The organism is Acetobacter sp. P1H12_c (assembly GCF_018811975.1).
Lineage (GTDB): Bacteria > Pseudomonadota > Alphaproteobacteria > Acetobacterales > Acetobacteraceae > Acetobacter > Acetobacter persici.
In genome coordinates this window covers 47,150-59,969 of sequence record NZ_JACRVR010000002.1, presented here as the reverse complement: position 1 = coordinate 59,969, position 12,820 = coordinate 47,150, and the positions used below count along the sequence as shown (strand labels likewise).

Below are 12,820 nucleotides of genomic sequence, written 5' to 3'. Positions count from 1 at the left end.
AAGAACGTCCAGATTGGTGCGTCAGACGGCATCACACCCACGCGATGATGCCGTCTGCTCTGCAGACTAGAAATGCAGCGCGCCGTCATAAGCCGCGAGAACGGCTTCATGCATGGATTCAGAAATTGTCGGATGCGGGAAAATGGTTTCCGCCAGTTCAGCTTCCGTCAGTTCGCCTGTACGGGCAATCACATAGCCCTGAATCATTTCCGTGACTTCCGCGCCGATCATATGCGCCCCCAGAAGCTCTCCTGTCTGGGCGTCAAAAACGGTCTTTACCAGCCCGTCCGGTTCACCCATGGCAAGTGCTTTGCCGTTGGCCATCAGCGGAAACTTCCCGACACGGACTTTATAGCCCGCCTCCCGGGCACGGGCCTCTGTATAGCCAACGGATGCAACCTGGGGGCGGCAGTAAGTGCATCCGGGAATTTTTGTGATATCAATCGGATGTACTGCCTTGCCTGCAATGGCTTCAACACACAGTACAGCCTCATGGCTGGCCTTATGAGCCAGCCAGGGAGCCCCGGCGAGGTCACCAATAGCGTAAACGCCCGGCTCCCCTGTGCGGCACAGATTATCCGTCACCACATGGGTGCGGTCTGTTTTAATTTTTGTTCCTTCCAGTCCGATATTCTCGACATTGCCAACAATCCCGACGGCAGAAATCACACGGTCTACGGTGAACTCTTCTGTTTTGCCATTAACTTCAACAGGAACAGTTACGTCTGACGCTGATTTGCGCAGGGTGCCGAGTTTGGCGCTGGTCAGAACGCGAATACCCTGTTTTTCAAAGGCTTTACGGGCCAGTGCGCTGATTTCTTCGTCTTCCACCGGCAGGATACGTGGGGCGACTTCAACCAGCGTCACCTCTGACCCCATGTTGCGATAGAAAGAGGCAAATTCGCTGCCGATCGCACCAGATCCAATAACCAGCAGGCGGCGTGGCAGTTCATCAGGCACCAGAGCTTCACGGTAAGACCAGATCAGTTTTCCATCTGGTTCCAGTCCCGGCAGAATGCGGGCGCGAGCTCCGGTAGCAAGAATGACATGCTTTGCTGTGAGCGTAATAGGAGCGCCTTTGGCAGGCGTCACCAGAATTTTGCGCTTGCCCCCGGCAACACCGTCCAGCTTGCCATAGCCGTCAAAAACCGGAACTTTAGCTTTTTTCAGAAGATGCGCCACGCCGCCCGAGAGCTGTTTGGAGACGGCTCTTGAGCGGGCAATAATTTTAGAGAAATCGAAACTCACCTTTTCCGCACTGAACCCGTACGTGCCGAGCTCATGCAGAAGATGGTTAATTTCCGAAGCGCGCAGAAGAGCCTTGGTGGGGATGCAGCCCCAGTTCAGGCAGATTCCGCCCAGATGCTGTGCTTCCACCACCGCGGCAGAAAGACCAAGCTGTGCGGCCCGTAACGCCGCAACATAGCCACCCGGTCCGCCACCCACGACAATAATGTCAAAATCGGTTCCGCTCATGGTCGTTTCCTGCAAACGCGATGTTAAAGAACAAGTGTCAGAGGAGATTCGACCACCGACCGGAAAGCTGAAAGCCATTCCGCCGCAACCGCACCATCCACAACGCGATGATCAACGGAGAGAGTGACCGTCATCACGGTTGCAATCGCCAGTTCATTCCCCTTCACCACAGGCTGCTTTTTTGCGGCTGCAATGGCCAGAATAGCGGCCTGCGGTGGGTTGATGATGGCGGAGAAATCACGCACGCCGAACATCCCCATATTGGAGATCGAGAACGTGCCGCCCTGAAACTCTTCTGGCTTCAGTTTGCCAGCGCGGGCGCGCTTCACCAGATCTTTGGTTTCCTGACTGATCTGCTTCAGGCTTTTCTGCTCAACATGCGTCACAATGGGGGTAATCAGCCCGTCTGGAATGGAGACGGCGATAGAAATATCCACGTTGTCGTGCAGGATCATGGCCTGATCCGTGAATGACGCATTCACGTTTGGCACCCGTTTGAGCGCAATCGCTGAGGCTTTGACCAGCATGTCATTCACGGACAGCTTGAAAGCATCCGGCCCCTCTTCCGGAGAGGTTGCGTTCAGCTGAGAGCGCAGAGCAAGCAGCGCATCCAGTTCTACATCGACCGAGACGTAGAAATGCGGAATTGTGCTTTTTGCTTCAGTCAGGCGGCGCGCAATGACTTTCCGCATCCCGGAATGCGGCACAGAGCGACTGGAGGAAGACGGCGCGATGGCAGCCCCCTGCCCGGTGGCAGACGTGACCGGCTTGCCCTGAACCGTGGCGTTATCAACATCCCGGCGGACAATACGGCCATTCGGGCCGGAGCCTTTAATAGTTGAAAGATCCACCCCTTTCTGGCCCGCAATACGCTTTGCCAGAGGAGATGCAATAATCCGTTTCCCGGCAGCAGGCTGAACGGACGATGCCGTTTGGGCGGGAACAGCAGCGGACGCAGATTTCTGGTGAGTTGCAGCCGGTTGTTCCGCCTCCTGCGGGGCTGAGGCCGCCGGAGCCTGCGGCCTGACCGCTCCGGCTTCCGGCACAGCTTCGCCCTCAGCAATCAGCAGTGCGATGGGTGTATTCACCGCAATCTCCTGCGTGCCTTCCGGCACAAGAATACGGCCGAGAATCCCGTCTTCGACGGCTTCTACTTCCATGGTTGCCTTATCGGTTTCGATTTCGGCAATCACATCGCCTATCGTAACCTTATCGCCTTCCGCTTTAACCCAGCGGGCCAGCGCGCCTTCCGTCATGGTGGGGGAAAGGGCCGGCATCAGAACTTCAATAGCCATCTCTTTTTCCTCAGATCAGGCGACGCACGGCATCAACCACGTGCTCGGGCTGTGGCAGGGCCAGTTTTTCAAGATTGGCGGCAAACGGCATCGGCACATCCACGCCAGCAACGCGCACAGGCGGTGCGTCCAGCCAGTCAAAAGCATGTTCAATGACCTGCATCGCCACTTCGGCCCCGATCCCCGCGAACGGCCAGCCTTCCTCCAGCGTGACCAGACGACTGGTTTTTTTCACGCTTTCTACAATGGTTGCCGTATCCAGCGGGCGCAGGCTGCGCAGGTTGATGACTTCAGCTTCAATCCCCTGCTGAGCCAGAGCCTCTGCTGCTTCCAGTGCCGTTGTGACCATGATGGAGAATGTCACGATGGTCACATCGCGCCCTTCCCGCTCAATCTTGGCTTTGCCGATGGGAAGGATAAAGTCTTCATCAACCGGACATGGAAATTTGCGGCCATAGAGAATTTCGTTCTCAAGCACGACAACCGGGTTCGGGTCCCGAATGGCCGCGCGGAGAAGCCCTTTGGCATCCGCCGAGGACCACGGTGCCACGACTTTGAGGCCCGGAACGTGGGCATACCAGCTCCCGTAGCACTGAGAATGCTGTGCGCCGACGCGGGCCGCCGCGCCGTTTGGACCACGGAAGACGATGGGGCACCCCATCTGTCCACCAGACATATAGAGAGTTTTTGCGGCAGAATTAATAATATGATCAATGGCTTGCATTGAGAAGTTCATGGTCATGAACTCCACAATCGGCTTCAGGCCCGTCAGGGCTGCGCCAACCGCCATGCCTGTAAAACCATGCTCGGTAATTGGCATGTCAATAACACGCTTATCACCAAACTCAGCCAGAAGGCCCTGAGAGATTTTGTAAGCCCCCTGATATTCCGCGACTTCTTCGCCGATCAGAAAAACATCGGGGTCCCGGCGCAGTTCCGCCTGCATGGCGTCATGCAAGGCTTCACGCACGGTAATTTCAGCCGTCGGCCCCCAGTCTTTTTCCGGCTCAGGAGCATTCAGGAGAGTGCTGACAATGTGGGCGGGTGCAGAAGACGGCTGTTCAACCGGCGTTTGTGTGGCCAGTTCTGACTTTGCTTCTGATGTAGTTGTCGACCCGGATGCTGCATCGGGAACAGCTTCCCCTTCAGCCACCAGAATGGCAATCGGGGTGTTCACCGCGATATCCTGCGTCCCTTCGGGCACGAGAATACGGCCCAGAACGCCACTTTCGACGGCTTCCACTTCCATGGTTGCCTTGTCGGTTTCAATCTCAGCAAGCACATCGCCAATAGAAACCGCATCCCCTTCCGCTTTAACCCAGCGTGCCAGAGCGCCTTCCGTCATGGTCGGGGAAAGAGCCGGCATTAAAATATCTGTCGCCATAATCCGTTACGCCTCTAGCAGCACATCTGTATAAAGCTCGGCAGGATCAGGCTCGGGGCTTGTCTGCGCGAATTCAGCAGAATCATTCACTGTTGCTTTGATATCGTCTTCAATCTTGCGCAGATGATCTTCGCTGACCCCCGCATCCACCAAAATCCGCCGGACATGTTCAATGGGGTCACGCGTTTTGCGGACTTCATCCACTTCCTCACGCTTACGGTATTTGGCCGGGTCAGACATGGAATGACCACGATAACGATACGTCATCATCTCCAGCAGATACGGTCCTTTGCCAGCACGGCAATGGGCTACGGCCTCGGCTGCGGCTTCATGCACGGCGGCAACATCCATGCCGTCAACACGACGACCGGGGATGCCCCATGGCTCACCATTCCGCCAGAGTTCGTGCGAGGCAGAGGCGCGTTCCACACTTGTCCCCATGCCGTAGAGGTTATTTTCAATCACAAACAGGCAGGGCAGCTTATGGAGCGCAGCCAGGTTGAAGCTTTCATACACCTGCCCCTGATTGACGGCACCATCCCCGAAATATGCGACTGAGACTTCATCCGTTCCACGATATTTGTTGGCGAATGCCAGCCCGATGCCCAGTGCGACCTGCGCGCCCACGATACCGTGTCCGCCGTAGAAATTTTTCTCGCGGGAGAACATGTGCATGGACCCGCCTTTACCGCGGGAATATCCGGTGGCACGGCCGGTCAGTTCAGCCATAACGCCGCGCGGCGTCATTCCGGCAGCCAGCATCTGTCCGTGGTCACGGTAGGAGGTGATCAGCTTGTCACCGTCCTTCAGCGTCATCTGAATCCCGACGACGACGGCTTCCTGCCCGATATAGAGATGGCAGAAACCGCCAATCAGCCCCATGCCGTAAAGCTGGCCCGCTTTTTCTTCAAACCGGCGTATCAGCAACATCTCATGAAATGCATCAATAAACTGCTCACGGGTTAAGGAGGGGCCGTTGCCTCCCACGCGTGCTACGTTTTTTTGACCCGCCGTCATCGGCTCATCCTTATTGGCTTTAAAAGTTATACTGCGAACTCAGTCAGTTACGGGCACAGGGTGTATGTCGAGGCGAAGGAGCTCGTAAGCTTCTCTCAATTATTCCGCATTAAAGTCGCCTGATCGTCCCCCGCTTTTATGCAGGAGCCTGATGCCGTCAATCCTCATGCCCCGATCAACCGCCTTGCACATGTCATACAGGGTCAGCGCTGCGGCACTTACCGCAGTTAACGCTTCCATTTCGACCCCGGTTGCGCCTTTTGTTGTAACAGAAACGGTGATCTCGATTTTGTCATCTGCCGGGAGCAGATCAACCGAAACACGACTGAGGGCCAGCGGGTGACACAGCGGTATGATATCCGCCGTTTTCTTGGCCGCCATAATGCCTGCGATGCGGGCTGTTGCCAGAACGTCGCCCTTCGGCATGCTGCCTGAAACAATCATGTTCAGGGTTTCGGGCAGCATGGAAATAGAGCCTGTCGCAATTGCCTTCCGGTGCGTGTCAGATTTTTCTGAGATATCCACCATGTGCGCATGACCGGATGCATCAAGATGCGTCAGCGTCTTTTCAGGCACGTCAGGCAAATCCGAGCAGCGCACGGGCCGCCTTGCCGGGGTCAGGCTGACGCAGCAGAGACTCTCCTACAAGAAAACCAGTCACGCCAATTTCGGCCAGCGTCATGACGTCTCCATGCGTCTTGATGCCGCTTTCAGAGACAATAATCCGGTCTGGCGGCACCAGTGGCGTGAGGCGTTTTGTTGTCTCAATATCTGTCTGTAACGTCTTGAGATTACGGTTGTTAATGCCAATCAGAAAGGTGTCCAGCGCGAGCGCGCGGTTTAGCTCTTCCTCATCGTGCACTTCCACCAGAACATCCATGTCCAGCCCCTTGGCATGGTCGACCAGACTCAGGGCTTCTTCATCTGTCAGGATGCACATGATGATAAGAATGCAGTCCGCACCCATTGCCCGGCTTTCATAAACCTGCCAGGGGTCAAGAATGAAGTCCTTGCGCAGGACCGGCAGAGAGCAGGCCGCGCGCGCAATCTGGAGATCTTCGTTCTGGCCGTGAAAGCAGGAGCTTTCCGTCAGAACGGACAGGCAGGCAGCCCCTGCCTGTTCATAGCCAACAGCAATCTGGGCGGGGTCATACTCTTCACGCAGGATACCTGCTGAGGGGGAGGCTTTTTTGATTTCAGCAATCAGCCCGACTGTTCTGTCAGCAGCCTTTTCCTTCAGGGCGCGCCCAAAGCCGCGCGGCGCGTCTTTTACGTCCTGCGCTTTGGCCATCATCTCTTTCAGCGAGACGAGGGTTGAACGGTGCTCAACCTCAACTCTTGTCCGCGCACAGATCCGCGAGAGTACATCCGGCATGTGATCAGCCTGAATGCAGGCCTCTGTGTCGGGATTTCCAGCGGCGGACGAATTGGGTATTTCGTTCATAATCATCCTGTCTTGTCTTGAGCATACGTACCAGAAGATGATGTACGCAAACCGGTCAGCACCGCCAGCGCGGCGCCATTATCAAGCACGCGGCTGACATCGGCCACGGCCTCTCTGAAGGCCTGCGGGTTTACCTGCAAACCCGTCAGGATTGAACGTCGTCCGGCCACATGCAGGGCACAGGCGGCGTTCAGTAAAACAGTATCACGATAAGCCCCATGGGCACCACGGAGCAAGGCTTCCAGTGCTTCAGCATTATGCTGAGCATCGCCCCCCTGAATGGCGGAAACAGGCGCGTAAGACAGCCCCGCCATCTCGGCCTCTATAACAAGGGAATGGGTTGTGCTGTTTTCAAGCGCCACAACACGGGTGGGGCCAGCCAGCGTCAGTTCGTCAATTCCCTGCGTTTCTCCCACAGGCTGACCGCAGACAGCCCAGACTCTCTTCGAGCCAAGCTGATGCAACACGTCCACCACAAGCTGCAACCATTCCGGAGCAAACACACCAATGAGCTGATGCCTGACACCCGCCGGATTCACCATCGGCCCCAGCAGGTTGAACAGGGTGCGGATACCCAGTGTTTTTCTGATCGGGGCGGCATGCCGCATGGCCGGGTGATGATGGGGGGCTGCGAGAAAAACCAGCTTATGCTGGTTAAGCTGGTGAGAGAGTTGCCGAGGGTCTGCCAGCAAGGGCACGCCCAGAGCCTGCAGAACGTCTGATGCCCCGGCGCGTGACGAGACGGCCCGGTTGCCATGTTTGGCTACGGGCACGCCAAGGGCCGCCAGCACAAACGCCACGGCTGTAGAGACATTAAGGGTGCCGTAATTGTCACCGCCTGTCCCGCACACGTCGATTGTGTCTGCGGGTACGTGCGGCACAGAGACCATACGGTTTCTTAACGCCGTGACGGCCCCCTGCACTTCTCTGGCGTCTTCTCCCCGCACGCGCAGAGCCATCAGAAAAGCCGCGACGCGCTCTGCCGGGAGTGTGCCATCCATGATGATGCCAAAGGCGGCTTCAGCCTCTGCGCTGGTCAGTGTCTTCCCATGCGCGACGGTGTTGAGGATGGAAGTAAAAAAAACGTCCGGATCTGCTGAGGGAGAAAGAGTGATCTCCGCCATGTCAGGCCGCTGTTTTCTTCTTGTTCCAGGCCCGCGCGTCTTCAAGGAAATTCCTCAGAAGATCGTGCCCGTATTCTGATGCAATGCTTTCCGGGTGAAACTGAACACCAGAGATGGGATGCTGCTTATGGCATACCCCCATAATCACGCCATCTTCCGTCCACGCTGTGACCTCAAGGCTGTCAGGAATGCTTGACGGCTCAAGTGTGAGGCTATGATAGCGCGTGGCATTAAAGGGACTGGGGAGGCCCGCAAAAACGTCCTTTCCATTATGGAAGACCGGATTGATCTTGCCATGCATCGGCGTTGCGGCCCTCACAACCTTGGCCCCAAAGACCTGCCCGATTGCCTGATGCCCGAGGCACACCCCGAAAACCGGAATTTTTCCGGCGGCCGCTGCAATCAGATCACAGCAGATCCCGGCTTCATTCGGGGAGCACGGCCCCGGCGAGAGCACAATTGCTTCGGGCTGAAGCGCCAGAGCTTCTGTGACCGTCAGAGAATCGTTGCGGCGCACATCGCAGCTCTCCCCAAGCTCGCCCAGATAATGGACAAGGTTGAAGGTAAAGCTGTCATAATTATCGATCAGAAGGATCATGACTTTATGATGACCTTATGCGGCACACGGGTCAAATGATGGAAGAGCAAGAACTCAGCCCTTTGCCTGTGTAGCATAGTGAATGGCTTCTTCCGCAGCCCGGAAAACAGCACGCGCTTTGTGGCGGGTTTCCTCATATTCCAGTTCGGGCACGCTATCGGCCACAACGCCACATCCGGCCTGCACATGCATCATGCCGTCTTTAACAACGGCCATGCGCAGCCCGATGCAGGTGTCCATATCGCCCCCTGCCCCGAAATACCCGATGCACCCGGCATATGTCGCCCTGCGGCTCCGCTCAATTTCGTCAATAATTTCCATGGCGCGAATTTTGGGCGCACCCGTGAGAGTGCCCGCCGGGAACGCGGCAATCAGGGCATCCAGAGCGTCCAGATCGGGCCGGATTGTGCCCTCCACGTTGGAGGAGATGTGCATGACGTGACTGAAACGCTCGATCACAAACCGTTCCGTGACATGGACGGAACCCGGCTTGCAGACACGCCCCACGTCATTACGGCCGAGATCAATCAGCATCAGATGCTCGGCACGTTCTTTTTCATCCGCGAGCAGATCCTGCTCCAGCCACAGATCTTCGGCTTCATCCTTGCCGCGTGGGCGCGTGCCTGCTAGAGGCCTGACCGTCATGGTGCCGTCACGCAGCCGCACCAGAATTTCAGGGGACGATCCCACGAGCGAAAATGCCCCAAGATCCAGATGGAACAGGAACGGTGCCGGGTTGACGCGGCGCAGAGAGCGATACAGCGCCAGAGACGGCAGCGTAAACGGAGCAGAAAAACGCTGACTGGGGACAACCTGAAAGGCATCCCCTGCAGCGATGTAGTCCTGAATTTTTTTGACGGCGTTACAGAACTCTTCGCGCGAGAATGTGGAGTGCGGTGCTTCAAACGCCAACGGCGCCGCAGCGTCGGAGGCAGCGGGCAACGCCCCGGTCAGACAGGTACGTGCGCGGGAGAGAAGAGCCTGCGCTTTATCCCACGCTGCCCCGGCGTCTTCCCCTGCTGCCGGGCGGACCGGAGCCGCGAGAATAAGCTCATCACTGACCGTATCAAAAACCGCAAACAGACCGGGACGCATCATAACGGCTTCCGGCAGGTTGAGGTCATCCGGGGGGGCATCAGGCAGATATTCCATCTGCCGCACCATGTCATACCCCAGATAACCGAAGAGCCCGGCAATCATGGGGGGGAGTCCTGCTGGCAGATCAAGCTGCGTCTCGCGGATCAGGCTGCGCAGGGAGTTCAGAGCCGCGCCATCGACGGAACGGGTCTGCATATCAGGCTGTGCCGGATTTTCATCAACTGTGACCCGCCCGTTGTGGCAGGTCCACACCAGATCCGGTTTCAGGGCAATAACGGAATATCGACCACGTGACACCCCGCCTTCAACGCTTTCCAGCAGAAGTGTGTAACGGCCCGTGCCGCCATCAAACCCGGCAAGGCGCATGTAAGCGGAAACCGGGGTGAGCAGATCTGCCGGTTCTACAGAGAAGACAACGGACGGCTTTCCCGCCTTCCATGCGTCCTGACAGGCCTCGCGTGACGGAGAGGCCGCAATGCGTGCTGTAACGCTCATGGCGCGGCACTTCCGTCAAATCCAAGTGAAGACAACGCTGCCTGCACGGCCCGCTGGTTGATAACGGGCGGTGTGCGCTTGCTGAGTGCTTCAACATAGGACGCAACCAGATCGTCCCCGGTGGACTGTGCAAGAGCCGTTTTCAGGCGCTGGTAGCCCGCCAGATCTGCCATAGGGTTGGGTGTGGAGACAGAGGTTACCGTTGCCACCAGAAACTCCCCGGCATCTTCAGCCATCACGGACTGTCCTGCTTTCATGCGGGGCAGATAATCCATGAGTGCAGCCGGAATGGCTTTGTTGGGAACGGATCGTGAGAATGCGAGGCCTTTTACAACCGGTGCACCTGCGCCCGCGACGTTGGCGAGGCCGCCTTTTTCCTGCGCTGCGGTGTAGAGGGCTGTTGCCTGTTCATCCGCTGCATGTTTGCGGGCTTCCGCCTGCCATGCGGCCAGAACCTTTGCTCTGGACTGATCAAAAGAGAGTTGTGCGGCAGGGGTGATCGTATCGACCTCAACGGCATACCAGCTATTGTCAGGCCCTTCCGTCAGGTTCGGCTTTGCACCTTTCGCCTGTGTGAATATCTGCTGCACAATGGCGTCACGCAGTTTGCCAGACGCAGGCAGCGGTGCCGGTGTGCCGTCCTGCGTGTTGCCCTGAGTATCCAGCGTGCCTGCGGCTGCCGCAGCGCCGATATCCGTCGGGATGGCATCCAGACCGTTGCCTGCCATGGCATCCTGCAACTGGCGGCTCCGTTCGCCAACAACAGACGGGCCTTTCGCGTCACGATACTGCTGAAGGATTTCTTTTTTGGCGATGTCAAAAGGAGTATCTTTGGGCGGCGTTATTTTTGTAACGCGCAGCACAACCCAGCCGCCTTCTGATTTAAACGGCCCCTGAATCTCATTCAGAGGCGCAGCAAAGACAGCTTTGCTCAGACTTTCGGACGGAATGGCCGAGGGGCGTGCGCCGGGCATCTCGACAGACGCGCCGCCTTTGGCAGCCGCCTGCACAGCACTCCAGTCTCCTCCTTTTGTCCAGACATCAGCAACAGCACGAGCCTGTGCTTCATCCTGCATCGTCACAACCTGCACGTCGCGGGTTTCCGGCACGTGGTAACGGTCGCTCTCTTCGTCGTAGACGCGTTTCAGATCTTTTTCATCAATGCTGATCGTATCAGCCACTGAGGCAGGAGACAGCACAACAACGCGGGCATGGCGCAGTTCGGCGGTCCGGAAATCGTTCAGATGGTTCGCGTAATAGCGACGCAGAACCGCATCATCGGGAGCCGCAGGCGTTGGCTGCTCAGCAAAGGGAATACGGATCAGGTCAATCGTCCGGGTCTGAAGGCCGAAGTCAGACAGGCGTTTGGTGAGGGTGTCAGACACGCTCGCGGCCTGACCAATCGGCTGTAATTCGGTGCGACTGGTCAGATCATCGCGGATCATCGTCAGAAAGCGCTGCTCAGGAATGTCGCGCTCCCGCAGGCGCGCATTCAGAATATTTCTGTCGAACTGACCGTTGGCACCTTTGAAGTAAGGCAGAGAGAAAACTTCATCCCGCACGGCCGAATCTGGCACGGCCACTTTCAGTTTGCGGGCGGCTTCCTGCAGTTCTGCCTGCCCGATCAGCCGTTGCAGAACCTGATAGGCAATCTGCTGGCGCATGGCAGCAGGCACCTGTGCAGGGTCTGTCACGCCCATCTGTTTGGCGATGGTCGGCATTTCTCCCTGCAGGGACTGCGCAAGATCCGCCGAGGTAATGCGCTGCTGGCCCACCTTGGCCACGATATCTGTCTCCGTGCCCATGTAACCGAGCACATCCCCTACCCCCCAGCCGATAAAAGCGAGGAAAATGACGATGGCGCAGACACGCCCAAGCCAGGATTCAACAAAAACGCGACGCAGATAGGAGATCATGAACCGTGGGATCCGGGAGAAGACAAAGACCATGCCACGAGCAAACCCGGGCGCGGCACCATAAGCGGAGCAGCCGGACTTGACCAGCGGGAACAAACCGGGACGGCCCCAAACACGCACGCGGCATCTTGCCCGACAGGCCGAGTGTATGGTTTAGCCTGTTTTCTATGGCAGAGTGACGCAGTCAGGATGCGGACACCGGCAGCATGGAAGGACGAGGCGTATGACCAGACAGATTATCGTCGGCAACTGGAAGATGAACGGCACCAGCCGTGATTCGCAGGCGCTTGTTGAGGCTCTGCTGGCAGGGCTCCCGGCCACTCTGCCGGATATTGTCACCTGCCCGCCTTTCACGCAGCTGGCTCTTCTGGCCGATAAACTGAAGGCCTCTCCGATTGCTCTGGGCGCGCAGGATTGCCACAAAGCCACGTCCGGCGCGCATACGGGTGATATTTCTCCGGCCATGCTGACTGATCTTGGTGTGTCCTATGTTATTCTGGGACATTCCGAGCGTCGGCAGGAGCATGGTGAACTGGATGAAACCGTACGGGAAAAAGCGGTCGCTGCTGCAAAAGCTGGCCTGACCCCGATTGTCTGCATCGGTGAAACGGAAGATCAGCGCGAAAGCGGCGAACATTTCGATACGCTGGGCTGGCAGATCAAAGGATCCCTGCCTGACAATTTCTCCGGTATTCTGGCTTATGAGCCGATCTGGGCTATTGGCACCGGCCGTGCTGCGACGGAAGGCGAAATTGCCGAAACCATGAAATTCCTGCGTGAAGAGCTGGTGCGTCAGTTTGGTGAGGCTGGCAAAACGCTCAGGATTCTGTATGGTGGCTCCGTTAATGCCAAGAATGCGGCTTCCATTCTGTCCCTTACAGATGTAGCAGGTGCCCTTGTAGGGGGTGCCAGCCTGAATGCAGAGGCATTCCTATCCATTATCGGCGCGGCTTCTGCTGCCTGATTTCCGCAC

The 12,820-nt window shown here is 57.3% G+C and carries 11 protein-coding genes; 1 reads left to right on the top strand and 10 read right to left on the bottom strand.

The annotated features are described in order from the left end of the window. Positions 1 to 66 precede the first annotated feature (66 nt). From lpdA to KP699_RS02830, 10 genes are all read right to left on the bottom strand, one after another. Complete coding sequence (lpdA, locus tag KP699_RS02875; RefSeq protein ID WP_215761565.1) at positions 67 to 1,476, bottom strand: dihydrolipoyl dehydrogenase; 1,410 nt, start codon at positions 1,474 to 1,476, stop codon at positions 67 to 69. Positions 1,477 to 1,499: 23 nt separating this feature from the next. After that, positions 1,500 to 2,771: a pyruvate dehydrogenase complex dihydrolipoamide acetyltransferase gene (locus tag KP699_RS02870; protein ID WP_215761564.1), complete on the bottom strand. Its 1,272-nt coding sequence runs from the start codon at positions 2,769 to 2,771 to the stop codon at positions 1,500 to 1,502. 10 nt (positions 2,772 to 2,781) lie between these two features. Further along, positions 2,782 to 4,155: a pyruvate dehydrogenase complex E1 component subunit beta gene (locus KP699_RS02865; protein ID WP_215761563.1), complete on the bottom strand. Its 1,374-nt coding sequence runs from the start codon at positions 4,153 to 4,155 to the stop codon at positions 2,782 to 2,784. A gap of 6 nt (positions 4,156 to 4,161) precedes the next feature. Beyond that, positions 4,162 to 5,172 (bottom strand): pyruvate dehydrogenase (acetyl-transferring) E1 component subunit alpha, encoded by a 1,011-nt coding sequence (gene pdhA / locus KP699_RS02860; RefSeq protein ID WP_215761562.1) that lies wholly within the window; start codon positions 5,170 to 5,172, stop codon positions 4,162 to 4,164. Between the two features lie 99 nt (positions 5,173 to 5,271). Next, positions 5,272 to 5,748, bottom strand: coding sequence for a cyclic pyranopterin monophosphate synthase MoaC (gene moaC, locus KP699_RS02855; RefSeq protein ID WP_077929933.1), 477 nt, complete (start codon positions 5,746 to 5,748; stop codon positions 5,272 to 5,274). Position 5,749: 1 nt separating this feature from the next. Beyond that, positions 5,750 to 6,547, bottom strand: coding sequence for an indole-3-glycerol phosphate synthase TrpC (trpC, locus tag KP699_RS02850; RefSeq protein ID WP_374196873.1), 798 nt, complete (start codon positions 6,545 to 6,547; stop codon positions 5,750 to 5,752). A gap of 71 nt (positions 6,548 to 6,618) precedes the next feature. Further along, complete coding sequence (gene trpD / locus KP699_RS02845) at positions 6,619 to 7,740, bottom strand: anthranilate phosphoribosyltransferase (protein WP_215761560.1); 1,122 nt, start codon at positions 7,738 to 7,740, stop codon at positions 6,619 to 6,621. A gap of 1 nt (position 7,741) precedes the next feature. Beyond that, positions 7,742 to 8,338, bottom strand: coding sequence for an aminodeoxychorismate/anthranilate synthase component II (locus KP699_RS02840; protein WP_086655196.1), 597 nt, complete (start codon positions 8,336 to 8,338; stop codon positions 7,742 to 7,744). Between the two features lie 54 nt (positions 8,339 to 8,392). Then, a complete protein-coding gene (gene trpE / locus KP699_RS02835; RefSeq protein ID WP_215761559.1) occupies positions 8,393 to 9,931 on the bottom strand; it encodes an anthranilate synthase component I in 1,539 nt (512 codons plus the stop codon). Next, positions 9,928 to 11,847, bottom strand: coding sequence for a SurA N-terminal domain-containing protein (locus tag KP699_RS02830; RefSeq protein ID WP_215761558.1), 1,920 nt, complete (start codon positions 11,845 to 11,847; stop codon positions 9,928 to 9,930). Before KP699_RS02830 ends, trpE begins: the two co-directional genes overlap by 4 nt. Before the next feature lie 223 nt (positions 11,848 to 12,070). On the opposite strand from KP699_RS02830, the gene tpiA reads away from it, so the two are divergent. Beyond that, positions 12,071 to 12,811, top strand: a complete 741-nt coding sequence (gene tpiA, locus KP699_RS02825) for a triose-phosphate isomerase (protein ID WP_215761557.1) — start codon at positions 12,071 to 12,073, stop codon at positions 12,809 to 12,811. Positions 12,812 to 12,820: the final 9 nt, after the last annotated feature.